Origin of the sequence: Sulfurovum sp. XGS-02, assembly GCF_023213175.1 — a bacterium.
Taxonomy (GTDB): Bacteria; Campylobacterota; Campylobacteria; order Campylobacterales; family Sulfurovaceae; genus Sulfurovum.
Genome location: NZ_CP093312.1, coordinates 405,826 through 429,653, shown reverse-complemented (window position 1 = coordinate 429,653; position 23,828 = coordinate 405,826). Strand labels below are relative to the sequence as shown.

Genomic DNA, 23,828 nt, shown 5'->3' with positions numbered 1-23,828 from the left:
TTATCCTTTTGGCTTAAGTTTTTTACTCTTAGAGTTTTTCTCACCCGTATTGTCTGTATAATCAACCGTGATTTTACCTTTACCAGGTACTTTTAGGTTTACAGAGAAATAAGGGTTTGTTGAAACAGTTTCCCATACTTTCATAGTCGTAAACGGTTTACCATCTAAAGAGAAAGTAATATTGTCAATATAGTGTGCTGGTATGATCTCTCCAGTCTTTTTATCTTTTTGCAAACCAGTATCCATCGGGTGGATTACGATAAAATCAACTTTTACCACATCTCCCGCTTTATACTTTTTAGGTTTGATTTTTATCATCGATTTTCTTTTTTCTGCCATCTGTTTTCCTTTGTAATAATTATCGTACTTTCAAAGAAGGGTCATGCCAATCTTTGATTCCTCAAGCTAAAATTTATATGCTTAAAACATCTCTTTATGAGATCAACCACATCCACCGATCGTTACTTTAACACTCTTCGCTGATTTCATAAATGTACCGTCACTAAGCTCTACCAAGGCAACCACATCTTGTGTTCCACCCAATTTGATTCTTGTTGCAAAATATCCTCTTCCGTTTAACGGAGTAAGCATAACGTCTGCACATCTTGCATTACCGTTTTTAGTACTTAATACATGGATCGCTTTTACATAATTGTTCTCTTCCATAGGATTATCTACATCTACTTTTACAGGTACAACTGCACCGTTTTCAGCAATTTCAGGTACTGTCAACTTTACTTTGTCACTGTCTGATACCGCTTTTCCGCCTGTGATCGCTGCTACAGCAGCATCATAACTTAATACGTTTCCACCCTTTGGTGCTTCTTTCGCCAATAATGCCGAAGGTGTCACTGTCGCTGCTACAGCTGATGCTGCACAGATACTCTTGATAAAATTTCTTCTTTCCATTCTTTATTTCCCTTTATTTTTTCTTTTTTTCTGATACTACGTACGCAGTGTAATCACAAATCTCTTGCTCAGTAAAGAGCCCTGTTGTAAGATTAACAGTCATATGTGTATTTGGATTATCCACTCTAGGATCTGCAATTTTCTGGTAAACAAATTGTGCATCTCTTACTTTAGTATCTAGGAACATTTCCTTGTACCCTGTAAGGCTTGGACCGATGTTTCCTGCACCTTTTGCACCTTCAATGTCATGACATGCTACACAGTTACCATACTGTTTAGGTGATTTTTTCACTTTACCATCTTTACCTTTTTTCTCAACAAACTTAGCCAACCCAGCTGGTAGTTTGCCCTTTGCTTTTTTACCATTGAGATTATGGAACATAAATTCCCCTCTGGCAATTGCCTGAGCATCTGTAAGATCGCAGCTCTTTGGCATTGTGAACGTTTTAGCTGCCGGGAATAGATCTTTCTCTATTATCTTTGTTGCATCTGGCATATCATATGCTTTTGTCAAATCCACAGCACTTAGTGATGCTGAAGCTGATAAAAACAATGTTGCATAGGCAAAACATTTGATTTTTGTATGCATTCATACTCCTTTTTATTATGATTACAGGAAGCATCATAACAAAGGAATGTAAAGAAAGTGTAAAAATGTAAATAACCCTGTATAAAATTTAATTATTGAGAGATATGTGTGTTTATTGTATGGAGTATCAGAAGATATACTTAAAAGTTGTACCCTCACCGAACTTTGAATTGACCTCTAAAAGAATATCTTCCTCATCAATAATTTTCTTTACGATATTCAAACCTATACCAAAACCACCTTTGGCTTCATTTTCTCTATAGTATCGTGAAAATATTTTACTGGTATCCTTTATACCGACACCATGATCTATGACCTCAAAGACTATATGGGCATCCTTCTTATATACGCTGACCTCAACATCACTATTGTCATTACTGTATTTGATCGCATTGGAGATCGTATTGTCAACAATACGCTGCAGTTTGGTTTTTGAGAATGTATGTATAAGTCCCGGAAGGATATTCGTATGGAGTTGTATCTGCTTGAGGTTTGCTATCTCTTGAAAATAATCAACCCTATTTTGGATAAATTCACCAAAGTCCAAGTCACTTTTTTTATACTTAACCCTCCCTTCTTTCACAAGATAATCCATATCATTGTATATTGTAGCAAGTGTTTTGGCAGCAGACTTCATACGCAATAGGTATTTATTTTCACCATATTTGCTGGCAAAAAGATCAGAATTAAGGTTTATGATACTCAAGGGCGTATTGATCTCATGCATAGAATCTTTGATAAAATTATCAAGCTGCATATTGAGTTTTTCAAAAGGCCTTGAAAAATTTCTAAGCAGTAAAAATGAAAATATAAATAGAGCGATCACAATCGCGATCATGACCATAGCAGCAAAAAAGTAAATATTATTGGCCGTATGCACAGTAGAGACCAATAAATAGTTCGCACCGAAATAATAAGCGTTTGGAAGGGGATAGACATAATAATAACGATTTCTTTTTTGATGAAAACCTTCCGTAAAGGACAAAGGTTCAAACTCTAAATTTGAAAAGATCACCTCATACTGGTCCGTGTAGAGTGCCGCTTTATATTCTTTATAGCGCGGGAAATGATACACTTGATCTTCATTTTGGTAGTGCTGCATAGAAGTGATGATCTTCTTGGCCTGCGATTCAAGGGAGAGTTTTACTTTTGCTTCATCTATCTGCAAAAGCAACTGCACATAGACTACAAGCGGTGCTATCAACAGAACAGCTAATATCCCGGTATAGATAAACGCATATTTACGGGCAAAATCATCGGTATTAAAAATCAATGCTATACCCTACACCACGTACATTTTTAATAAAATCTTTTTCAAGTTTCTTACGTAAACTACCTACTTGTACACGGATATTGGCAGGATCCACCCACTCTCCCCATACCTCTTCCCAAAACATTTCACAACTTACGACAGAGCCTCTTTTTTTGATCAGAAGTTCCAGTATCTTTGCCTCTGTTTTAGCGAGCTGTACCGTTTCACCATTAAACGTAAGTTTCATCTTTTTAAGGTCATAACTATACCCCGATGGCAGTGCTATGCTCTCTTCTGATGAAGCGAAACACTGTACTTTCATCACCTGCTCTACCCGTAACTTCAGTTCTGCCAGATCAAAAGGTTTCCGTATATAATCACAAGCACCACACTCATACCCCCGGCTTAGATCATCGATATCTGTCAACGAGGTAATGAAGATAGCCGGTGTTACATTGCCGTCTTCCCGTAACTCTTCCAGCATTTCAAAACCGCTTTTTTCACCAGGTACTTTCACATCCAGAAGCAGCAGATCATAGACATTCTCGTAAATCGCATCATATGCTGCATCAGAATCAGTGAAACATTCAACCTCATATCCGCTCTCTTCTAAAAATTCACTCATACTGAGTGCAAGTATTCTTTCATCTTCTAATATTAGTATTTTCATTTTATCGTTCCTGACTTTTTCTCATTATGCTTATTTTCAACAATAATATCGATAAGCTCATCTTTACTGTATCCATATAGTATACGTTTCGCTTCCACTTCAAGTTCTTTTTTATCTTCTTCATTCAACTTCGGTAAGATCCCTATGAGTTCCTTGTCATAGACATTACGAAAACTATCATGTGGCGTCTGCCATGCCTCTACCACATTTTTTATATCTTCATCTGAGAACTGAGTGAAGACCGACACACTTTGATCTGCTTTTTCATGTTGTTTCAGTGCATCCTTGGAGATACACAAAAGGTACATCCCGATCTGTTTCCCTGCTCCGTTCAACATAGGTTCATACAAATAAAGAATGCCATCTTCATACTCATAATTATTGAGCAACAAAGATTCCCAGTCTAACATCTCTATTTTATCCACGTATTGCTGGTTATAGTTTTGATTGGAGATCACATATCCGTTTAAGAGAGGAAAATTTCGCATCAATTCGGCTTGTTCCAGATATTTCTCATCCATCAATGCAAAAAGTTCGATACCTTTTTTACGTAACTTAAGTGTAAAGTCATCGATAAATTTGATCACTTCTAGATAACCGAGAACCTTATCTCCACTGCGCATAGGGATCGTAGCTTTCAGTGTAAGCAATCTACCTGTTTCCATCCCTACTTTTGGATGGCTGTTCTTATCCAGTGAGGCCAGATCCTCCCTGAACCACCAGATAGGCATCCCTTCATACCCTTCATCCCAACTTCGTGCAAAAATAAAAAAGTCCGGGGTGAGTACTTGGATACGCAGGGTTTTTACATGTGTATATTTTTTAAACCGTTCTGTGATCTTACTCAAGATGCGATACCCTTGAGACTCATCACCTGCGGTCAATGCATTTTTAAGTTCGCCATCTTCAGAGAGTGCCAAAGACAATGAGAGAAGATCGGCCATCTCATAGTCAAGTCCTGATCTAAAATCAGTGACCAACTGATCTCCCAGACTAATGAGTCTGTCTTCTTTACTTTGTTTTACAAAGAAGAAAACAGAGATAAAAAGAATCATCAGTACACCAAAAGTAATATAGGCTGCTATTTTACTGATGTACTTTGAAGGGGTACATGATTTCATTTTTACACGCATAAAGTGGGGTCCTATTCCTTATTATTTACAATTTTTTAATATTATAACGCTATCCTATCTTAAACTTACTAAAAGGAACATACATGAAAAAAATTCTCTTCAGCCTACTCCTGACTCTAGGCATAGTGTACGCACAGGAATCCTCTGCCAAAGTAGTATATGATTTGACCACCAAAGATCTGGATAATTTCGAACTGCGTATTTTAAGTGCTACCGTAGCCAATAAAGCATATTATGAAAGTAGCCTTCGTGAACTTGATGTTGCCGTTATCATCCATGGAGGTGCCTACAAGTTCTTTCTAAAAGACCCTGCAAATAGCAAGTTCAAAGACGATAAAGCATTGCTTTCTACCTATCAGGCACTTGGAAAACGTATACAAACACTGGCCGACATTTATGATGTTGAATTTTTGGTATGCGGGGTCGGCTTACGGAAACATGATCTAGAAAAAAAAGATGTCTATGACTTTGTAAAGGTCATCCCGAATGCATCGATAGGTTTGATCGACAAGCAGAATGAAGGATATGCCTATATACCTATCAGGGATTAATAGGTGAGAAGTGGCATAGATCAACGAGAGATTTTAAAGCGTAAAAGAGAAGGTAGAACCTTTTTCTTCTTCGCTCTGAATCTCTAGTTCTGTACCGTGTAACGCAAGGATACGCTTGACAATGGAGAGTCCCAGTCCCATAGAGTTATCCCAGCTGTGTGTACCCGAACGATAAAACTTTTTGGTCACTTTGGTAATGTCCGAAGAGGAGATACCTGCACCTTTATCTATCACCGATATGTGCCCTTGATCCATCGTGATCACCACTTCATCTTTGGAATATTTCAGTGCATTTTCTATCAGGTTTTTGAGTACGATCTCCATAAGTGTACGATCCGCTTCGATCATATAGCTACTCCCTTGCAAGACGATCTCTCTTTGAGGGTACTTCTCTTCCAAGGATGTGGTCACTTCCTGTGCCAGGATATAAAAGTCAAACTGACTCGGATGCAGGGTGGCTTCACCACTCTCAAACTTATTCCATAGCACCAGTCTACCAAGAAGTGCTTCTATTTTTACCCCGTTGTTATAAATCTTATTTAAAAATTTTTCCTGCAATGCCTGAGGGATCTCTTTATCTTCCTCCAGTGTCTGTGCATATCCCATAATGGAAGCGATAGGGTTACGAAACTCATGGGCGATCGCTGAGATCATATCGGCACGCTGACGATTTTTAAGCTTTAGTTTTGCATTATATCGCTGCTTTATCTCTTCACGTTTCTTGGCACTGTCAAGGACTTTGATCAGGTTCTGGTTAATATCTTCAAACTCTTGGGTAAAAAAGTGTGCCTGATAGTCTATCTTCTCTGTTTTTTCAAGATTTTCCAAATATGTGTTGATAAGCCGGAGTTCATTCTCCATACGACTGGCCCCGCGGTTGATCGCATAAATAAAGATGGAGAAGCCTGCTATCAAAAGCACTATAGCGAAAAAAGCACTGTCGGATTCAGGAATAAAGAGATAAAAGAGCGTACTGAAGACGAATCCTGTAAAAACGGCCAGCGTTACAAGTCTGGCCATAATATACTCAGTAAAGTGAGGACGTCTAAAGATCATAAGTCAAAGACCTCACTCTCTTCTTCGATCTCCTTTAGAAAACTTAAAAAATCTTCTGTAGCAAAATAGCCTACTACAGATTCAAACAGTTCCTGATCAGGCTGCATAAAATAAAAACTCGGGATGGCGCCGGTGAACTCCTCAATACGATCCGCGGTTTTTTTATCGGATCTTTGCACTCTTAACAAGATATAAGACTGCAGTTTATCCTGTACGTTCGGATCTGACAAGGCACCTTTTTTTATATTCTTACACCATTTACACCGTGTGTCTTCTACCATGATCATGACATTCTTATGCTCTGTTTTGGCACGTTCAAAAGCATGATCCATATCTGTTTCCCAATTTAGCTTCTCAAAGATTCCAAGTGTTTCTCCATGTTGACCCTTGAAGGTCACATTCTTCTCTGATTTGCTTCTCTCTACGCCACTTGCAGAAGAAAAGAGCAGCCCGACCCATACAATAATGGTGATGATACCTTGACTCTTTAACACTGATCTCTACTTTTTTTCTATGTCATTGATATAGTAGATAAAATCCTCTACATCTATATACCCTAGAATTTCGTCTGAGATGACTCTGTCTTCATTCATAAAGAAAATAGTAGGGGCACCTTTTACTTCCGGCAATTCAGACATTGCAAAAGCATCTTCTCTCATGACTTTGACGGTCACAAACTTTTCAAGTCTCTTCTCTACCGCTTCATCCGATAACGTACGGTGTTTCAGTTTTTTACACCATCTACAGTTTTCAGCTTCGACCAAAACCATGATGTTTTTATGCTCTTTTTTTGCCAAGGCAAATGCCGTCTCTAAATCTTTGCTCCACTCTATCGAAAAAAGCATACTTGAGAGAAGCAAAACGCCTACTACTATTTTGTTCATATCGATCCTTCATTAAAATGTTTCACTGTATCTTTAAATACAGCACAAAGTGCTTCAACTTCTTTGATGGATGTTCTTTCATTGGGTGCATGAATGGTATCATTGATTACACCGAACTCTACAACATCTATGCCAAAAGCCCCCATAAACCTGGCGTCACTGGTACCACCGGCAGTAGAAAATTTTGTTTCTACTCCAGTAATATTCTTGATACTTGAAGTGAGCTTTTGTACGATCTTTGAGTCTCTTTTGGTGACAAAAGGGTACGAGCCCTGCGTTAACTCCAGAGTATAATCCAAACCGTCAAAGCATTTGTCTATGTGAAGTTTAACCTCTTGTTGTGTAGTTTTAGTGGAGTTACGTACATTGAACATCATTTTTAATGCGCCCGGTGTCACGTTGGTCACTTCCATACCTGCACGGATATCCGTGATCACCATTTTACTCGGTGCAAAATCATCATCACCCTGGTCCAGATCTACCCCTGCGATTTTATCTAGAATAGGCGCTATCTGATGGACCGGGTTGATCGCTTTCTCCGGATAGGCAGCATGCCCCTGTTTACCGTTCAACGTTAGGTATCCATTAATAGAACCACGTCTTCCTATCTTGATCGCATCACCAAAGACTTGCTCGCACGTTGGTTCTGCAACGATGCAGTAATCGGGTAGGAAGTTTATCTCTTTGAGGTGCTTAAGCATCACAGCCGTACCATATTTGCCTTCACCCTCTTCATCAGAGGTAAGCAGTACGGAGAGGGTACCTTCAAAATGTTCACTCTCTTTACACGCTTGCACAAAAGCAGCCACACCGCTTTTCATATCCTGTGCACCGCGGGCATAAATATTGCCCTCTTTGATCACGGGGACAAAAGGATTTGTATCCCACTTATCTCCTGCTGGAACGACATCCACATGTCCTGCAAAACAAAGATGCGGGCCCTCAGAGAACTTTTTACTTAACATCAGGTTTTTCACACCCTCTTTGTTTACATAGATCGCCTCATACTCATCAAGGTACTCTTCTATGAATTTTAACGATCCTGCATCATCAGGTGTCAAAGATTCAAAACTTAACAGTTTAAGCAATAGGTCAACTACATTCATTCAGACTCATTTATTTATAAATTTTTCTACCATTGAGAGATACTCATCCAGATTTTCAAAACGGTGATTCCCGCCATACTCAACGATAACTTTGTGTGTATTATAGAGAGATTGTGCTTTAGTATAATCCAACACTTCATCCCCGCTTTGCAAAAGCAGAAGATACCTCCCATTATCAGGGGCTGTTTGTAACATTTTGAGCTGTTCAAGATAGACCGGTTTAAACTCAAACACCTCTTCATCACAAAAACGTTTTTGCCACCCTGTATAGGCAGCCAATGTTTCCCATGGGCGGGTCGATGGATTCAGCAGTATGGCTTTCATACGGTATTTTTCAGCCAAAACAGTTGCATAATATCCACCTAGCGATGAACCTACCAAGCAGTCAATTTTTGTAGATCCCAAGATCTCTTCAATCAATGCCAGTGCATCAATAGGTGAAGGGGGAAGATCCGGTGCGATGACATTGTCTTCACCAAAATAGGATTTAAGGAGTAAAGATTTATTCCCTTCTCCGCAAGATGCGAAACCGTGAAGATAGAGGATTTTAGACATTTTATTTTTCTATTTCACCCTGGTAGGTCACGATACCCCCAAAATGGTTCACTGCACCTGTATGTCCATGTTGCTTAAATACATGTTGTACCTGTCCACTTCTGCTGCCTGTACGACAGGTAAAGATGACTTTCTTCTCTTTGGTCTCATCAAAAAACGCTTGTGCCCATTGTTGAAAAGCAGTCGTAGGTTTCAGCATGTCCACACCTTTGATATGGCCCATGTCATACTCCATCTCTTCTCTTACATCGACCAAAAGGAAATCTACTTTCCCTTCATCGCGTGCTTCCAATAAAATTTCTAATTCTTCCGAATTAATATCATCTTTTTCAAGTAACTCTTGCATACTGTGCTCTCCTGACTAAAATAATCAGGTATTATAGTCAATCAAAATTATAACTTGCTGTTAAGTTAAAAATACTCTTTGCTTAACTATTTGCTTCACGGTACTCAGGTGTACAAAAGATTTGACAATGGCATATACCATCTTCAGGGAGCTCTTTTTCAATCGCAGGTTTACATGGACAGATCCTGTCATCCACACTTTTGAATTTACCCGGCTTTGACTCATCGGGTTCAACCATGAAACATGGACAGAATCTTTTTCCATACAGTAGTTTGTGGCGTGAGAGCCCCATGATTATGGCTTCATTGACCTCTTCATTGCTGTTATAAACCCACCCTTTACTTTCACATACTTTATCCGTAAACGCTTTTGTCTTTACCAGTTCTGCTTTAAATTCTTCTGAGTTCATATCCAATTTCTGCATCGTTTATACCCTTTATCTGTTATTTACTTGTAGTTATATCTTAAACTAAATTAATATATAATAATAGCCATTATAAAAATAGACCATAAATAAGGGATATCATGCAAATTGATCACACTGTTTTAGAGAAACTTGAAAAACTTTCACACTTAAAGATCGACGATTCTAAAAAAGAAGAAGTGATCGAACAACTCTCAGGTATCCTGACTTATGTAGATAATCTCAATGAACTTGATACCGAAGCCTTAGATGCTTCCTTTTCAACGCTTGAAGGTGGAACACCTTTAAGAGCTGATACTCCTAGAGAAACCGATGATATTGCCAAAGATATCCTCTCTCATGCACCCCAGGCAAATGATGACTTTTTCATCGTACCAGCGATCATTGAATAAGTGAATTACATGTTAAAGATCTATGGTATAAAAAATTGTGACAGTGTCAGAAAAGCGATAAAATATCTTAAATCCCATGAGATAGACTATGAGTTTATAGATTTTCGTGAAACACCAGTGGAGCAGGAGACTATCGATTCATGGTTAGAACATACCGATATCAAAACCCTCTTCAATACCAGAGGCACGACCTACCGCACCTTAAAACTTAAAGAACTGAATCTTTCTGATGAAGATAAACAACAATGGCTTGCAAAAGAGAACATGCTCATCAAACGCCCCGTTATTACGCTTGATAACAAGGTGATAGTTGGGTATAATGAGTCTCAATATCTAAAAACCATACATTAATAAAAGGATAATCATGGCTGCTTTTGATATCAAAAAACTGCTTCAGAGTGTTGTTACACATGGTGCGTCTGACCTCCACCTCGTAAGTCGGACAGAACCGCAGATAAGACTCGACGGTGTACTTAAACCTGTTAATCTTCCTGCACTCACAGGGGAGGATATCGAGGAGATGTGTTACTCTCTTATCACAGAGAAACAGAAACAACAATTTGAAGAGCATGATGAACTGGACTTCGCACTCTTGCTTCCTGGTATCGGGCGATTCAGGGCAAACTACTATCGTACATTAGGGGACACTGCCGCTGCATTCAGGATCATTCCTATTGATGTACCTTCTTTGGATGATCTGGGTGCGCCTGAAGTCTATAAAAGTCTTATCAAGAGAGAAAAAGGGCTTATCTTGGTCACAGGGCCGACAGGTTCTGGTAAATCAACCACACTGGCTGCCATGCTCAATGAGATCAACCTTCATGAACAAAAACACATCGTTACCGTGGAAGATCCAGTGGAATTTATCCACCAGAACAAAAAATCTGTCTTTTCTCACAGAGGTGTAGGTGAAGATACTGCTTCTTTTGCTACAGCACTGAAATATGCCATGCGTCAAGACCCCGACATCATACTGATCGGGGAGATGAGGGATAAGGAAACCATTGAAGCCGGGCTTACTGCGGCTGAAACCGGTCACCTTGTATTCGGTACCCTGCATACCTCTTCGGCACCGGGAACCATTAACCGTATCATCGATGTATTTACAGGGGATGAACAACCGCAGATTAGAGCCATGATTGCCTCTTCACTGGTGGCTGTTATCGCACAGGCGCTTCTCCCTAAGTTGGGTGGAGGCCGTGTCGCTGCTTCTGAGATCTTGGTAACCAATCACGCGATTTCAAACCTCATTCGTGAAGATAAGGTACACCAGATCTATTCACAAATGCAACTGGGACAAGGTGATACAGGTATGCAGACGCAGACACAGGCACTGCTTAAATTCCTCAAAGATGGGAAGATAAGCCGTGACGTTGCTATGCAGTATGCCAACAGACCGGCTGAACTTTCTGGAAAAATATGATCATCACAAAAACCTCTCTAAAAACATTTTTAGAGAGATATAGATACAATACGCAAAAACTATAGTAAAAACAGGGGATAATATGGATTTTTCAATGGAAAGTTTTTCAATGATGGATTTTAATTACTTTGATGTCACCATCTCAGCCATTGTACTGATACTCGGGATCAAAGGTTTTATGCAGGGATTTATCAAAGAGATCTTTGGTCTTTTGGGTCTGGTAGGCGGTGTCTACTTCGCTTCTAGACTCTCTGATAAAGCTGCGACATTTATTGATACGAACTTTTTACCTTTAGAGAATGCATCCCTATTAAAACTTATCGGTTTCCTTGCCATTTTGATCATTATTTGGGTCAGTGCTACTATCCTTGGGACGATATTTTCCAAACTAACCAGTGAAAGCGGTCTAGGTTTTCTCAATCGTCTTTTTGGTTTCATTGCAGGAGGCGGGAAGTATTTCCTTATTTTTGCATTGATCGTGACTGCTTTATCGAATGTCACACTGATCAAAGATAATTTGGAAAAGTACATCAATGATTCTGTACTTTATCCTTACCTTAGAGCAACAGGTTCATACCTTATCAACCTTGACACCTCTGATCTGGGACTGACTGTTTCAGATACAAAAGAAGTCGTTGCTCCGGATGAAACGAATGTTTCCGTTGAGACAAATACTTCGATCACCGAAACCAATAGTACGAATACTACTATAGAACAATAAGGGTACGTATGATTGAATATCCTCTACTTTTAGAAAAGTTCCAAACCCTTCTGAAAGAAAACGGACTTAAGTTCACGAAACAACGAGAGCTTGTTTTAAAGTTCCTTTACGAAAACAACGGACATTTTACACCTGAGGATATCTATACCCTACTGAAAGAGCAACACCCCGATGTCAATATCGGTATTGCTACCGTATATCGTACACTTGCTTTGCTTGAAACATCAGAGATCGCAAGTTCTATCTCTTTTGGCGTACAAGGCAAAAAATATGAACTTGGGCTTAAAAAACACCATGATCATCTTATCTGTACAAAATGTGGTAATATTATAGAATTCTACGATGAAACGATTGAAGAGAGACAAGAGGCGATAGCAAAAAAGTTCAACTTTCAAATGACTGACCATACGATGAAGATCACCGGTCTTTGTGAGAAGTGCCAATAGACAGACAGAACCCGCTCATAATATATAAAAATCGTATGAGATAGCCTTAAAAGCAGTCTCAGCGTCAAAATAGTCCATAGGGCTTGGCTCTATCGACATGAAATAACTAGATCAATAACAGGAGAGAGCTTGATATTTGAAAATCAATATATTCAAGAACGAATCAAAAAAACAGAAAAACTAAGAGAAGAAGGGATCAATCCTTACCCGAACCAAATACAGAAAGGAACCCCTTCAACACAGTTTTTAGAAGAGTGTGCTTATATCAAAGAGCAAGAGAGTGATGAGAAAAAGGATGAGAACAAAACCTACTCACTAACAGGACGACTCAAATTTATCCGTATCATGGGGAAAGCTGCTTTTGCAAAGATAGAAGATGCACAAGGTTTAGTACAGATCTATTATAATAGAGATGAACTTCCGGAAGGTTTTTATAACAATGTAGCAAAGAAACTTTTTGAAGTCGGTGATATCATCGAAGCAACAGGATACCCTTTTGTGACACAGACAGGTGAACTTACACTTCACTGTAAAGATATGAAGATCATTTCCAAAGCGATCTCTCCGCTGCCTGAAAAGTTCCATGGGCTGCAGGACCAGGAGCTTAGATATAGACAGCGATACCTTGACATGATCATGAACCCAGAAGTCAAAGAGAACTTTGTGATGCGATCCAAGATCGTTTCAATGGTAAGAAGATTCTTTGAAGATAAAGAGTTCTTGGAAGTAGAAACACCGATGATGCACCCTATCCCTGGCGGTGCAAATGCAAAACCGTTTATCACACATCACAATGCGCTGGATGTAGAACGTTATCTTCGTATCGCACCTGAACTTTACCTCAAACGTCTTATCGTTGGTGGGATGGAAGCTGTTTTTGAGATCAACAGAAACTTTAGAAATGAAGGGATGGACCATACCCATAACCCTGAATTTACAATGATCGAGTTTTACTGGGCCTATAAAACCTATATCGAACTGATGGAGATCACAGAAGAGTTGTTTGACTATCTCTTTGAAAACCTCGGTCTTGAGAGAAAATTGCCTTATGGTGAGGTAGAGATAGACTTTACAACCCCATTTGCGAAAATACCGTACATCGAATCATTGACAACCATAGGTGGAGTACCTACAGAGGTTGCCAAAGATAAGGAAAAAGCATTGGCGTATCTCCAAGAGCATAATGTCAAAGTGGATCCTAACCTTACCTTGGGATATCTGCAGGCTGAACTCTTTGATGAGTTTGTTGAAGGAAAGCTTATCAACCCTACGTTTATTACCGATTTCCCTGTAGATATCTCGCCACTTGCTAGAAGAAGTGATGAGAATCCGGACATTGCTGAACGTTTTGAACTCTTCATGGCAGGTAAAGAGATCGCCAATGGTTTCTCTGAGCTGAATGACCCTATTGACCAGTATGAGAGATTTAAGGGACAAGTCGATGCCAAAGAAGCGACCGGTGATGACGAAGCGATGCATATGGACACCGACTACGTGAAAGCACTAAGCTACGGTATGACGCCGACTGCCGGTGAGGGTATCGGTATAGACAGACTTGTGATGATGCTTACCAACCAACACAGTATCCGTGATGTACTTCTCTTCCCGGCTATGAAACCGGAAGTACCGAGAGAAGAGCTTGCACCGATCTGTGCGCCAGATAGTAAATGTAAAAAGTGTGGAAACGAAAATCTAATTGAACTCAAACCTGCCAAAAAAGGCAAGGGTATGTTCTGTATAGATGTCGCTGCCTGTAAACAAAGAGTGCAAGAGAAGCAAAAGTAAAATTTGGATATAAATCCACTAATAAACCTAACAAAGGACACCTTATGAGTTATGCCATAGAAACATTTGACCCAGAGATTTTTGAAGCGATCGAGAATGAAAGAGAAAGACAAACAGATCACTTAGAGATGATCGCCAGTGAGAACTTTACAATTCCTGCTGTAATGGAAGCGATGGGTTCTGTGTTCACGAACAAGTATGCTGAAGGATACCCATACAAAAGATATTATGGTGGATGTGAATTTGCTGATACCGTAGAACAACTTGCTATCGACAGAGCATGTGAACTTTTTAACTGTAACTATGCCAATGTTCAACCGCATTCAGGTTCACAGGCGAATGGAGCTGTCTATGCAGCACTGCTTAAAGCCGGGGAGAAGATACTTGGAATGGACCTCAGCCACGGTGGTCACTTGACGCATGGTTCAAAGCCAAGTTTTTCTGGTAAAAACTACTCCTCTTTCACTTACGGTGTAGAGCTTGATGGGCGTATCAACTATGACAGAGTCCTTGAGATCGCTAAGATTGTACAACCTAAGATCATCGTCTGTGGTGCTTCTGCGTATGCAAGAGAGATAGACTTTAAAAAATTCAGAGAGATCGCTGATGAAGTAGGTGCTATCCTTTTTGCAGATATCGCTCACATTGCCGGTTTGGTATGTGCGGGTGAACACCCTAGCCCATTCCCCTATGCGGATGTTGTAACGACGACTACACATAAAACACTTGCAGGACCTCGTGGCGGTATGATCATGACAAATGATGAGGAAATCGCCAAAAAGATCAATTCAGCTATCTTCCCTGGCCTCCAAGGTGGTCCACTTGTACATGTAGTCGCTGCAAAAGCTGTTGGATTCAAACATAACCTCAGCGATGCATGGAAGGTCTATGCAAAACAAGTAAAAGCAAACGCAGCAGTACTTGCCGATGTACTTATGAAAAGAGGATATGATGTAGTATCAGGCGGTACCGACAATCACCTTGTACTGGTTTCTTTCCTTAATAAGGATTTCTCCGGTAAAGATGCAGATGCTGCGCTTGGAGCAGCAGGTATCACCGTAAACAAAAACACTGTTCCTGGTGAGACAAGAAGTCCTTTTGTGACTTCGGGTGTACGTATCGGTTCTCCTGCACTTACAAGCAGAGGGATGAAAGAGAAAGAGTTTGAACTCATTGCAAACAAGATTGCTGATGTACTTGACAATATCAATGATGCTGCACTGCATGCAACAATCAAAGAAGAGATGAGAGTTCTGGCACAAGATTTTGTGATCTATGACAAACCAATCTACTAAGGTACAACAATAAAAGTTTTTGATCTAGATCTTTTTGATGACCATTATTACATTAAAAGAAATACGATTGTAGAACAGATTCAGTTCAGCAATCGTACCTTTTATGCCAAATTTGAACGCATCAATGAACCGCTTACACCGCTGCTGTTCGAACAACACCAAAATAGACAATTCAGTATTGCAGCACCCTTACTGAAAGAGAACCATACCAACTATCTTCTGATCGAATACAAAGGAGATGAGCACAAACGATTTCAACATCTTATAAAGCACCTCTTTAAAACACTCAATATTACAGACTATCATATTTATCAAGGTAAAGATATCGAACGGCTGCAGGTATTTATAAGAGTGGAAAACCTTCCATTAGAGGAGGCAGATGCCCAACTTCAGAGACTTTCAAATGCGCTCAAAGAGAAAATGACCAAAAAGTGGAAATGTTTACCTTCGGTTACACTGCCCGAAGCATACAATATCGTCACACTGCCCTATAATAGACTCTAACATTTAAATAATATATGTAAATATGATATAATCAATACAAAATTATATCTGGAGACCCTCCCCCTATGCATGATCACAATCTTGATGACCTGATTATCGATAATATCGAACCTAAAAACAGTAAAACAAAAAGCCTTTTAACCATTATCGCATTACTGATCGTTGTATTGATAGTGGCTATTATACTCACTAAGATCTTACTTAAAACGCCAGATCAAAATCGACTTGCTTTTGAAGAGGATACAACAGAGTTGATAGCCCCAGAGCTACAGTTGAAAGAGACACCTAAATCAGAAAAAGTGAAAGAGGAACCATCACTTTCAAATGTGATCGAAAGTAAACCTCAAGCACCGGTTGTTGAAACAAAAAAAGAGAGCATTAAACAATCGACTGTAGTCGTTCAAAAAGAAACTCTGCTCTCAGATATAGAGGATCAAGAGATTAAAGCGCCTGCGTCCCAAACAAGCAAAGAAAATATGGTTCAAGAGTCTTCACTCGCGCTCAAAGAGAAAGAAGCAAAAGATGCTGCCGATATCGCCTATTGGAAAAAAATGCAAGAGAAGAGAAAAGCTGAACAGATAGCCTACGAAGCAAAGACAATTGAAAAACCAACGGTAACGGTAAAAGAAGAAAAAACAGTCAAGCCCAAAACAATAAAGACACCTACACCGGTGGTTACTTCTGTGAAAAAACCGGTCAAGAGACCTGTAGCCTCCAAATCTGTGCCTAAAATGGTCTCTACAGGAAGATATTATGTACAAGTAGGTGCCTATAGACAACAACCAAGCAAACGTTTTATATCGGTCATTCAAAACAATGGATACAAATATATCATGACTAAACCTAGTAGAAGCGGTATCAAAAGATTACTCATAGGTCCTTATAGCGATAGAGAATCTGTTGACCGTGTTCTCATCGATGTGAGAGACCGTATACATAAACATGCTTTTATAACAACAAGGTAGATAACAATGCATAAAACAATACTTTTTGATCAACTCACTCCTGTTGCACTCTATGGGAAAATAAAAGAGATTTTTCCCAAAGAAGTCACCATGCTTTTTGAGAGTGTCGTCAATACCAGTGACGGGAACTTCTCTTTTATCACTGTAGGTGCACAAGAGCGCCTCAGCTATAAAGACAAAACAACCCTCTATACCGACAAAAGCGGTCATAAAAAAACGTTAAAAGAGGACCCCTTCACTTTTTTAAAAACATATTATAAAGGTGTTGACCAAGCTGCCTATAAAGAAAAAGCTTTGGAACTCGGCTTCTCTTTTGTTGATGGATTTATCGGTTTTATCGCCTATGATATGGTCAAAGTCTTTGAACCGGTACTTGAAGAGAGTATGGATGAACTGCTTGATCCACTTGATACGCCTGATCTTGATCTGGTGCGCCCAAAGATCATCATTGCCTATTCACACAAGAGTGCAACACTCACCATACTGTTGAATGATGACTCTATCAAAGAAAAAGTGAGTGCTATTGAGGCGATCTTGACAAACTCATGTACACCGATGCCTCTGAAGCCGGTAGAACTTGAGGGTGAAGGGAGTTTCAGTATCGATGAAGAGCGTTTTAAAGAACTGGTTGTGGAGTCTAAAGAGAACATACGATCCGGAGATATTTTCCAAATACTTTTAGCCAACCGATATACACAGAAAGGGAAGATAGACCCCTTAAGTTTTTACAGGGTGCTGCGTTCTAAAAATCCTTCACCTTATCTTTTCTTGCTGGACTATGAAGACTTCTCTATCTGCGGTTCTTCACCCGAAGTGATGGTACGTCTGACAGAAGGAGAGATACTTCTGCGTCCTATTGCAGGTACGCGAAAACGAGGCAAAAATAAAGCACGGGACAAAGAACTGGAAATTGAGATGCTCAATGATCCCAAAGAGTGTGCAGAACACCTTATGCTTATAGACCTGGGACGTAATGATGTAGGTCGTGTGGCACAGACAGGTACTGTGAAAGTGACTGATATGATGCGTGTGGAAAAATACTCTCATGTGATGCATATGGTATCGGATGTCGAAGCGATGTTACAAGAGGATAAAGATATGTTTGACCTCTTCGCCGCTACCTTTACTGCAGGAACCATGACAGGTGCGCCAAAAATAGAAGCCATGAAGCTCATTGCACAGTATGAAGGACTAAAGCGTGGGTTCTACTCTGGTTCTGTAGGGTACTTCTCTTTTGACGGGAACATGGATTCAGCCATCGCCATACGTACTTCACTGATCAAACCGGACTCTATTACCCTACAAGCCGGTGCCGGTGTGGTTGCAGATTCAAAACCGGAACTCGAATACCTCGAAGTGAAAAATAAACTGGGTGCACTGCTCTCTACACTCAAAGAGATGGAGAGACTCTAAAGATGGGCAAAATATCCCTATGAAACAGCTCTTTGCCATCTTTGGAAACCCAGTGTCTCACTCCAAGTCCCCACTGATGCACAACCTCTCTTTTAAGGGCTTGGATTTTGACGGCTGTTATGCCCGTTACCTGCTTGAAGAGGGAAGCAAACTCAAAGAAACCTTCTTCTCACTTGGCCTGAAAGGTATCAACATTACCGTACCCCATAAAGAGTATGCCTATGCTGCCTGTGATGTACTGGATCCTTTTGCACAGAAAGTGGGTGCGGTCAATACGATCGTTGAAAAAGAGGGAAAACTCTATGGATACAATACAGATGCTCCGGGTTTCTTAAAAGCCATTTCAGAATTCAAAGGTGCCAAGACAGTACTTTTTTTAGGTGCGGGAGGTACAGCGAAATCCACTTCTATCATACTCAAAGAAGCAGGTTATGAAGTAACGATTCTTAATCGCAGCGGTGGTAGGCTCACATACTTCAAAGAGCACGGATTTGAGACACATACCTTTGATGATTTTCAGCCAAAGCCTTATGACCTGGTTATCAATATGACCTCTGCGGGACTTGAAGATGACTCACTTCCTTGTCCTTCCGAGATACTCGATGCAGTCATACCCACTGCAAAGGCCTGTGTAGATGTGATCTACGGGAAAGAGACCCCTTTTTTAAAACTTGCAAAACAACACAATAAACCGACAAAAGACGGATCTGATATGCTGCTCTATCAGGGTATCATCGCTTTTGAGTATTTTACAGAGCATGCTTTTACCTTTGAGGAGATAAAAGCACATATGAAGAAAGCATTTATCTTATGAAAAAAATTTTCATAGGCTTTACTCTTTTATTGCTTATGGTCGCAGGAATTATTTGGGGTAACCTGCCTAAAATCACCCCTTACTACACGCAATTGACTAAAACACGTATCAGTTTAAATCTTGACCTCCAACCCAAAGAACAAAAAGGTGCGCATTTTGTCGGTTCCCAAGAATGTAAAAAGTGTCATGAAGAGAAACATCATGACTGGATACTTTCTCTACACTCCAAAATAATACAAGATATCAAAGTAAATCCCGATGCTGTAGTGGCAGACTTTACCGCATTACCTTCCGGTGCAGACTTTACACTCGCCCAGGCTGTTTACACGATAGGATCCAAGTTTACACAAAGCTATATGATACCTGAAACCATCAACGGTAAAAAAGACTTTAGATTGGGGAACTACCAGTGGAATGAAGAGATAAAAAAATGGCAGGAGTTTACACCCTATCAAGAGTGGTACCAAGATGCTTACCCTCATGACAATAAAGAGTTGCCAACCTCCAATACATGCGATGGGTGCCACTTTACAGGATATATGTCCACGGGTGAACGTATAGAGCCTGCTATCTCTTGTGAGAGTTGTCATGGACCTGGAAGTCAACATACGGAAAATCCTGACAGTGTCATCTTCAAAGCAAGCCTTACCGACCCGATACGTACCAATGAAGTCTGTTTCCAATGTCATATGAGAAATAGGGATAAAAGACTTGAAGCACCATACATTCATATAGAAGATTTGTGGAGGGATGCAAAAGATTATCCTGATGGATACGAACCGGGGAATCCATTGATAAGCTACAAACTCCCAGCCCCTTTTGCATTGGGAGAAGAGACGGAAGAGTTTTGGGCGAACGGTACGGCCAAAAAATACAGAACCCAGGGAAATGAGTATATTCATGATAGAATGTATCAACATGGTATTACCTGTATCAACTGCCATGATCCGCATAAGCTTACAAACACGGCTCAAAACTCGCAAGGTAATGCTGCCTGTCTGAAGTGTCACTCTTTTGGTTCTGTCATAGGACCACACCAGAATACACTTGAAGAGCATACACATCATAAGGATGATTCAAAGGGCTCTTCTTGTATCGAGTGTCATATGCCCAAAACCGCGAAACATACTGCTAGATCACCTTTTAGTGTACGTTCACATCTCTTCAGTTTTACCTACCCTGCACAGACAAAAGCCTATCACATGCCCCCTGAAACAAATGCCTGTTACGCCTGCCATAAGGATAAAACCCTTGATAGCCTGCAAAATAATCTGAAAGAGTGGGGAAAGCTCGAATGGGAAAAACTGGAACTTCCCCCGGACGGCTTCCGATAGTGCTATTTGACTTCAATTAACCTTTAGTCATTAAAATAAAAATAACATATATTATATGAGGTGAACCATGATAAATATTTTGATGATCGAAGATGATACAGAGTTTGCGGAATTGCTCTCTGAGTATCTTGCTCAATATGACATCAAAGTCACTAACTATGAAGACCCCTATCTTGGACTAAGTGCGGGAGTGAAGAAATATGACCTGCTTATCTTAGACCTTACACTGCCAGGTATGGACGGCCTGGAAGTATGCAAAGAGGTCGTGGAAAAATATGATATTCCTATTATTATCTCCTCGGCACGTTCGGATATCAATGATAAAGTGGAAGGTTTTGCACTGGGTGCAGATGACTACCTGCCTAAACCCTATGATCCAAAAGAGATGTATGCACGTATCACCTCACTTCTCAGACGTTACTCGAAATCAGAGCATGGCAAAGTAGCCGCACCTAAAAGCGATTTTGAACTGAAAGGGGATACGATCTATTTTAAAGGAGAAGCCCTCTCGTTAACACCTGCTGAATTTGAAGTCCTCTCTTTACTTGTAAAACATCAGGGCATTACACAATCACGTGAACAGATCATCAATACCTCTAGGGCAATGAGTATGGATTCGCAAGGGAAAAGTCTAGACGTGATCATCTCAAAGATACGTACCAAACTGGGTGACAACAAGCGTATACAGGCTGTGCGTGGTGTAGGATATAAACTCGTATGATCATTACCTCTTTACGTAGTAAAATAAGGCTGGTATTTTCAGTTACACTGCTTTTGCTGGGTGCACTCTTTATATTTTCTATCAAATATGATCATGCGATGATAGAAGAGAGAAATATTGCACAAGAACAAGCCATCTCCCACTATCTCTATACCTATTATTTAAAATACGGGAAGATCGATGAGGCATATCTTGAAGCACAGAATGTTTCACTCATTACCGATAAAGGCATGGTCGTTCAGATAGAGCGTTTCTTTAAAGAGAAAGGTGAACTGAAACGTTATGCGGTAGACACCTTTCATTTAAAGCGTATTATCATCATCAACAATGACAGGTTTAAACTCATACTTGAAAACAAGAATAAACCAAAGTTCCCGATCAAACGTGTTCTTATTTTCTCTACTGTATTTCTTCTCATTATCTTTTTATATCTGTGGATCATGAAAAGTTTACAACCGCTTTCCACACTCAAAAGCCAGATCATAACCTTCTCTAAAGGTAACCTGGATATAGAGTGCAAAAGTGATAAAGAAGATGAGATAGCCGAGGTTGCCAATGAGTTCGATCATGCTGTAACCATGATACGCGAACTTCTGCATTCACGTCAACTCTTTTTACGTGCCATTATGCACGAGCTTAAAACACCCATTGCCAAGGGGCGTCTTGTCAGTGAAATGCTTGAAGATGAGAAAAATAAAGCCCGCATGCATAGTATCTTTGAGAGACTCAACCTGCTGATAGATGAATTTGCAAAGATCGAGCAGATCACTTCCAAAAACTTTGAACTGACGATCAAAACCTACAAGATGAGTGATCTGCTCGAAGCCAGTGAAGATATGCTGATGATAGAGAATCCAAAACGTCTCATCACAACAAACATTGAAAAAGATTATAGTGTATCAGTTGATTTTGAACTTTTCACTCTCGTGATCAAGAACCTGCTTGACAACGGTATCAAGTACAGTACCGACAAACATATTACCGTGACCATAGACGGCAGCAGCCTGAAAATCAAGAACAGAGGTGAAGCGTTACCGGAGCCGTTAGAAAATTATTTCAAACCTTTCCATGCCTCTAAAAAAGGGTTAGGTTTGGGACTCTATATTGTAAAGAGTATTTTGGATATTCATCACATGGAGTTACACTATCAGCATGAAGATGGAGAAAATATCTTCACGCTGGCATAGCTTACTCAGCGTCGTCATCCTTACCTGAAAGCATGAAGGCAAGCTCTAGGGCTTGAGATGCGTTAAGTCTTGGGTCACATTGCGTATGGTAGCGGCTTGCAAGCCCTTCATCCGTAATGGCACAAGAGGTACTCCCTGTACACTCAGTCACATCATTTCCTGTCATCTCCAAGTGGATACCTGCAGCAACCGTACCCATCTCTTTATGAATAGCCACGAACTGTTCTACTTCTGAGAGAATATTATCAAAATCCCTGGTTTTAAATCCGGTAGAACTCTTTTCAACATTTCCATGCATAGGGTCACAAGACCATACGACATTTTTCCCTTCATCTCTTACACGTTTAAGAAGTTTAGGGAAATACTCTCTGATCTTGCCGGCACCCATACGTACGATAAGGTTCAATCTTCCCTCTTCATTATCCGGGTTCAATGCATCGATAAGCTCAATAAGCTCATCTTCTCCCATCGTTGGACCGACTTTACAGCCAATAGGGTTTTTGATCCCTCTAAAGTACTCGATATGTGCTTCGTTGAGATCCCTTGTTCTATCACCTATCCATAGCATATGGGCTGAACAGTCATACCATTCACCGGTCTCAGAGTCTTGTCTTGTCAATGCCTCTTCATAGTTGAGAAGTAGTGCTTCATGTGATGTGTAGAGTGTTGTTTGGTGTAGTTGCGGCAGCGTATCACTGTTAAGCCCGCATGCTGCCATAAACTTCATCGCATGGTCGATTTTCGTACTAAGTGCATCATAACGTTTGCCGAGCGGATTGTCTCTAATAAACTCAAGGTTCCATTGGTGTACTTTAGTAAGATCTGCCAAACCGCCTCTTGCAAAAGCACGTACAAGATTCAGTGTTGCAGCAGACTGATTATAGGCTTTGAGCATATTTTTAGGGTTGGGTACTCTTGCCGCTTCAGTAAACTCGATGCTATTAATGATATCACCACGGTAACTTGGCAAACGCACACCATCAATCTCTTCAAAATCAGAAGATCTCGGTTTTGCAAATTGTCCGGCGATACGCCCTACTTTTACCACCGGTTTACCGGTACCATACATCAAAACCATGTTCATCTGAAGCATCAGTCTAAAAAGGTTTTTTATGTTTTTTGCATTGAAATCTGAGAAGCTTTCGGCACAATCTCCACCTTGGAGTAAAAATGCTTCTCCACGTCCTGCTTTTGCCAGTTTCTCTTTCAGGTCTCTTGCTTCACCTGCAAAAATAAGCGGTGGGTAAGTACTTAACTCTGCCTCTACTTTTTTAAGAAGTTTCTGGTCTTGATATGTTGGTTGTTGCTTTATGGGAAAATTTCTCCAACTGCTCGGTGTCCAACTCATAGTAT

General features: G+C 40.2%; 29 protein-coding genes and 1 pseudogene. 16 read left to right on the top strand and 14 right to left on the bottom strand.

What is annotated here, in order from left to right; genetic code table 11:
• The 6 genes from soxZ to MN086_RS02180 form a co-directional block, all read right to left on the bottom strand.
• Entirely contained in the window at nt 1-339 is a 339-nt protein-coding gene (gene soxZ / locus MN086_RS02205; protein WP_248576431.1) for a thiosulfate oxidation carrier complex protein SoxZ, read from the bottom strand.
• A gap of 102 nt (nt 340-441) precedes the next feature.
• Nucleotides 442-909, bottom strand: coding sequence for a thiosulfate oxidation carrier protein SoxY (soxY, locus tag MN086_RS02200; RefSeq protein WP_248576430.1), 468 nt, complete (start codon nt 907-909; stop codon nt 442-444).
• A gap of 13 nt (nt 910-922) precedes the next feature.
• Nucleotides 923-1,498 carry a sulfur oxidation c-type cytochrome SoxX gene (gene soxX, locus MN086_RS02195; protein WP_248576429.1) on the bottom strand — a complete coding sequence of 192 codons (576 nt, stop codon included), beginning with the start codon at nt 1,496-1,498 and terminating at the stop codon, nt 923-925.
• A gap of 127 nt (nt 1,499-1,625) precedes the next feature.
• The gene (locus MN086_RS02190; protein WP_248576428.1) at nt 1,626-2,771 is read right to left on the bottom strand and encodes a HAMP domain-containing sensor histidine kinase; all 1,146 of its coding nucleotides are present in this window, start codon (nt 2,769-2,771) and stop codon (nt 1,626-1,628) included.
• A complete protein-coding gene (locus MN086_RS02185; RefSeq protein ID WP_248576427.1) occupies nt 2,761-3,420 on the bottom strand; it encodes a response regulator transcription factor in 660 nt (219 codons plus the stop codon). Before MN086_RS02185 ends, MN086_RS02190 begins: the two co-directional genes overlap by 11 nt.
• Nucleotides 3,417-4,553, bottom strand: a complete 1,137-nt coding sequence (locus MN086_RS02180; protein WP_248576426.1) for a hypothetical protein — start codon at nt 4,551-4,553, stop codon at nt 3,417-3,419. The genes MN086_RS02185 and MN086_RS02180 overlap by 4 nt, the downstream gene beginning before the upstream one ends.
• 83 nt (nt 4,554-4,636) lie before the next feature.
• On the opposite strand from MN086_RS02180, the gene MN086_RS02175 reads away from it, so the two are divergent.
• Entirely contained in the window at nt 4,637-5,104 is a 468-nt protein-coding gene (locus tag MN086_RS02175) for a DsrE family protein (RefSeq protein WP_248576425.1), read from the top strand.
• Between the two features lie 33 nt (nt 5,105-5,137).
• Here the strand turns inward: MN086_RS02175 and MN086_RS02170 are convergent, their stop codons facing one another.
• The 7 genes from MN086_RS02170 to MN086_RS02140 all read right to left on the bottom strand — a co-directional run bounded on the left by MN086_RS02170 (nt 5,138) and on the right by MN086_RS02140 (nt 9,475).
• Nucleotides 5,138-6,160: a sensor histidine kinase KdpD gene (locus MN086_RS02170; protein WP_248576424.1), complete on the bottom strand. Its 1,023-nt coding sequence runs from the start codon at nt 6,158-6,160 to the stop codon at nt 5,138-5,140.
• Complete coding sequence (locus MN086_RS02165; RefSeq protein ID WP_248576423.1) at nt 6,157-6,654, bottom strand: thioredoxin family protein; 498 nt, start codon at nt 6,652-6,654, stop codon at nt 6,157-6,159. The genes MN086_RS02170 and MN086_RS02165 overlap by 4 nt, the downstream gene beginning before the upstream one ends.
• Nucleotides 6,655-6,660: 6 nt before the next feature.
• Complete coding sequence (locus MN086_RS02160) at nt 6,661-7,044, bottom strand: thioredoxin family protein (protein WP_248576422.1); 384 nt, start codon at nt 7,042-7,044, stop codon at nt 6,661-6,663.
• Nucleotides 7,041-8,150, bottom strand: coding sequence for a succinyl-diaminopimelate desuccinylase (dapE, locus tag MN086_RS02155; RefSeq protein WP_248576421.1), 1,110 nt, complete (start codon nt 8,148-8,150; stop codon nt 7,041-7,043). Before dapE ends, MN086_RS02160 begins: the two co-directional genes overlap by 4 nt.
• A gap of 6 nt (nt 8,151-8,156) precedes the next feature.
• Nucleotides 8,157-8,705, bottom strand: coding sequence for a YqiA/YcfP family alpha/beta fold hydrolase (locus MN086_RS02150; protein WP_248576420.1), 549 nt, complete (start codon nt 8,703-8,705; stop codon nt 8,157-8,159).
• A 1-nt stretch (nt 8,706) separates the two neighbouring features.
• Complete coding sequence (locus MN086_RS02145) at nt 8,707-9,051, bottom strand: rhodanese-like domain-containing protein (protein ID WP_248576419.1); 345 nt, start codon at nt 9,049-9,051, stop codon at nt 8,707-8,709.
• A gap of 82 nt (nt 9,052-9,133) precedes the next feature.
• Complete coding sequence (locus tag MN086_RS02140; protein ID WP_248576418.1) at nt 9,134-9,475, bottom strand: ferredoxin-thioredoxin reductase catalytic domain-containing protein; 342 nt, start codon at nt 9,473-9,475, stop codon at nt 9,134-9,136.
• 101 nt (nt 9,476-9,576) lie between these two features.
• Here MN086_RS02140 and gatC point away from each other — a divergent pair, with 101 nt between their 5' ends.
• The 15 genes and pseudogenes from gatC to MN086_RS02070 all read left to right on the top strand — a co-directional run bounded on the left by gatC (nt 9,577) and on the right by MN086_RS02070 (nt 22,475).
• Nucleotides 9,577-9,867, top strand: coding sequence for an Asp-tRNA(Asn)/Glu-tRNA(Gln) amidotransferase subunit GatC (gene gatC, locus MN086_RS02135; protein WP_248576417.1), 291 nt, complete (start codon nt 9,577-9,579; stop codon nt 9,865-9,867).
• Between the two features lie 9 nt (nt 9,868-9,876).
• Nucleotides 9,877-10,218 carry an arsenate reductase family protein gene (locus tag MN086_RS02130; protein ID WP_248576416.1) on the top strand — a complete coding sequence of 114 codons (342 nt, stop codon included), beginning with the start codon at nt 9,877-9,879 and terminating at the stop codon, nt 10,216-10,218.
• Nucleotides 10,219-10,231: 13 nt separating this feature from the next.
• The gene (locus MN086_RS02125; protein WP_248576415.1) at nt 10,232-11,290 is read left to right on the top strand and encodes a type IV pilus twitching motility protein PilT; all 1,059 of its coding nucleotides are present in this window, start codon (nt 10,232-10,234) and stop codon (nt 11,288-11,290) included.
• Between the two features lie 94 nt (nt 11,291-11,384).
• Entirely contained in the window at nt 11,385-12,011 is a 627-nt protein-coding gene (locus tag MN086_RS02120; protein WP_248576414.1) for a CvpA family protein, read from the top strand.
• An 8-nt stretch (nt 12,012-12,019) separates the two neighbouring features.
• Entirely contained in the window at nt 12,020-12,457 is a 438-nt protein-coding gene (locus tag MN086_RS02115; RefSeq protein ID WP_248576413.1) for a Fur family transcriptional regulator, read from the top strand.
• A 129-nt stretch (nt 12,458-12,586) separates the two neighbouring features.
• Nucleotides 12,587-14,242, top strand: coding sequence for a lysine--tRNA ligase (lysS, locus tag MN086_RS02110; protein ID WP_248576412.1), 1,656 nt, complete (start codon nt 12,587-12,589; stop codon nt 14,240-14,242).
• Between the two features lie 44 nt (nt 14,243-14,286).
• Nucleotides 14,287-15,537 (top strand): serine hydroxymethyltransferase, encoded by a 1,251-nt coding sequence (locus MN086_RS02105; protein WP_248576411.1) that lies wholly within the window; start codon nt 14,287-14,289, stop codon nt 15,535-15,537.
• Between the two features lie 9 nt (nt 15,538-15,546).
• A pseudogene (locus MN086_RS11055) lies at nt 15,547-15,729 on the top strand (DUF1882 domain-containing protein); the annotation flags it as partial.
• Nucleotides 15,730-15,888: 159 nt separating this feature from the next.
• Nucleotides 15,889-16,041, top strand: coding sequence for a hypothetical protein (locus MN086_RS02100; protein WP_248576410.1), 153 nt, complete (start codon nt 15,889-15,891; stop codon nt 16,039-16,041).
• A 65-nt stretch (nt 16,042-16,106) separates the two neighbouring features.
• Nucleotides 16,107-17,006 (top strand): SPOR domain-containing protein, encoded by a 900-nt coding sequence (locus tag MN086_RS02095; protein ID WP_248576409.1) that lies wholly within the window; start codon nt 16,107-16,109, stop codon nt 17,004-17,006.
• 6 nt (nt 17,007-17,012) lie between these two features.
• Entirely contained in the window at nt 17,013-18,419 is a 1,407-nt protein-coding gene (locus MN086_RS02090) for an anthranilate synthase component I family protein (RefSeq protein ID WP_248576408.1), read from the top strand.
• Between the two features lie 19 nt (nt 18,420-18,438).
• The gene (locus tag MN086_RS02085; protein WP_248576407.1) at nt 18,439-19,233 is read left to right on the top strand and encodes a shikimate dehydrogenase; all 795 of its coding nucleotides are present in this window, start codon (nt 18,439-18,441) and stop codon (nt 19,231-19,233) included.
• Entirely contained in the window at nt 19,230-20,567 is a 1,338-nt protein-coding gene (locus tag MN086_RS02080) for a multiheme c-type cytochrome (protein WP_248576406.1), read from the top strand. The genes MN086_RS02085 and MN086_RS02080 overlap by 4 nt, the downstream gene beginning before the upstream one ends.
• A 67-nt stretch (nt 20,568-20,634) precedes the next feature.
• Nucleotides 20,635-21,288: a response regulator transcription factor gene (locus MN086_RS02075; protein WP_248576405.1), complete on the top strand. Its 654-nt coding sequence runs from the start codon at nt 20,635-20,637 to the stop codon at nt 21,286-21,288.
• Complete coding sequence (locus MN086_RS02070; protein ID WP_248576404.1) at nt 21,285-22,475, top strand: ArsS family sensor histidine kinase; 1,191 nt, start codon at nt 21,285-21,287, stop codon at nt 22,473-22,475. Before MN086_RS02075 ends, MN086_RS02070 begins: the two co-directional genes overlap by 4 nt.
• 1 nt (nt 22,476) lies before the next feature.
• Here MN086_RS02070 and MN086_RS02065 read toward each other — a convergent pair whose 3' ends face one another.
• Nucleotides 22,477-23,823 carry a class II 3-deoxy-7-phosphoheptulonate synthase gene (locus tag MN086_RS02065; protein ID WP_248576403.1) on the bottom strand — a complete coding sequence of 449 codons (1,347 nt, stop codon included), beginning with the start codon at nt 23,821-23,823 and terminating at the stop codon, nt 22,477-22,479.
• Nucleotides 23,824-23,828 lie beyond the last annotated feature (5 nt).

Coding starts and splice junctions, on each gene's coding strand:
- soxZ (WP_248576431.1), bottom strand. CDS start 339: ATGGCAGAAAAAAGAAAATCGATGATAAAAATCAAACCTAAAAAGTAT.
- MN086_RS02095 (WP_248576409.1), top strand. CDS start 16,107: ATGCATGATCACAATCTTGATGACCTGATTATCGATAATATCGAACCT.
- MN086_RS02105 (WP_248576411.1), top strand. CDS start 14,287: ATGAGTTATGCCATAGAAACATTTGACCCAGAGATTTTTGAAGCGATC.
- MN086_RS02175 (WP_248576425.1), top strand. CDS start 4,637: ATGAAAAAAATTCTCTTCAGCCTACTCCTGACTCTAGGCATAGTGTAC.
- gatC (WP_248576417.1), top strand. CDS start 9,577: ATGCAAATTGATCACACTGTTTTAGAGAAACTTGAAAAACTTTCACAC.
- dapE (WP_248576421.1), bottom strand. CDS start 8,150: ATGAATGTAGTTGACCTATTGCTTAAACTGTTAAGTTTTGAATCTTTG.
- MN086_RS02065 (WP_248576403.1), bottom strand. CDS start 23,823: ATGAGTTGGACACCGAGCAGTTGGAGAAATTTTCCCATAAAGCAACAA.
- MN086_RS02115 (WP_248576413.1), top strand. CDS start 12,020: ATGATTGAATATCCTCTACTTTTAGAAAAGTTCCAAACCCTTCTGAAA.
- MN086_RS02085 (WP_248576407.1), top strand. CDS start 18,439: ATGAAACAGCTCTTTGCCATCTTTGGAAACCCAGTGTCTCACTCCAAG.
- MN086_RS02130 (WP_248576416.1), top strand. CDS start 9,877: ATGTTAAAGATCTATGGTATAAAAAATTGTGACAGTGTCAGAAAAGCG.
- MN086_RS02125 (WP_248576415.1), top strand. CDS start 10,232: ATGGCTGCTTTTGATATCAAAAAACTGCTTCAGAGTGTTGTTACACAT.
- MN086_RS02150 (WP_248576420.1), bottom strand. CDS start 8,705: ATGTCTAAAATCCTCTATCTTCACGGTTTCGCATCTTGCGGAGAAGGG.
- MN086_RS02170 (WP_248576424.1), bottom strand. CDS start 6,160: ATGATCTTTAGACGTCCTCACTTTACTGAGTATATTATGGCCAGACTT.
- MN086_RS02160 (WP_248576422.1), bottom strand. CDS start 7,044: ATGAACAAAATAGTAGTAGGCGTTTTGCTTCTCTCAAGTATGCTTTTT.
- soxX (WP_248576429.1), bottom strand. CDS start 1,498: ATGCATACAAAAATCAAATGTTTTGCCTATGCAACATTGTTTTTATCA.
- MN086_RS02120 (WP_248576414.1), top strand. CDS start 11,385: ATGGAAAGTTTTTCAATGATGGATTTTAATTACTTTGATGTCACCATC.
- MN086_RS02070 (WP_248576404.1), top strand. CDS start 21,285: ATGATCATTACCTCTTTACGTAGTAAAATAAGGCTGGTATTTTCAGTT.
- MN086_RS02075 (WP_248576405.1), top strand. CDS start 20,635: ATGATAAATATTTTGATGATCGAAGATGATACAGAGTTTGCGGAATTG.
- MN086_RS02180 (WP_248576426.1), bottom strand. CDS start 4,553: ATGCGTGTAAAAATGAAATCATGTACCCCTTCAAAGTACATCAGTAAA.
- MN086_RS02185 (WP_248576427.1), bottom strand. CDS start 3,420: ATGAAAATACTAATATTAGAAGATGAAAGAATACTTGCACTCAGTATG.
- MN086_RS02090 (WP_248576408.1), top strand. CDS start 17,013: ATGCATAAAACAATACTTTTTGATCAACTCACTCCTGTTGCACTCTAT.
- soxY (WP_248576430.1), bottom strand. CDS start 909: ATGGAAAGAAGAAATTTTATCAAGAGTATCTGTGCAGCATCAGCTGTA.
- MN086_RS02145 (WP_248576419.1), bottom strand. CDS start 9,051: ATGCAAGAGTTACTTGAAAAAGATGATATTAATTCGGAAGAATTAGAA.
- MN086_RS02080 (WP_248576406.1), top strand. CDS start 19,230: ATGAAAAAAATTTTCATAGGCTTTACTCTTTTATTGCTTATGGTCGCA.
- MN086_RS02140 (WP_248576418.1), bottom strand. CDS start 9,475: ATGCAGAAATTGGATATGAACTCAGAAGAATTTAAAGCAGAACTGGTA.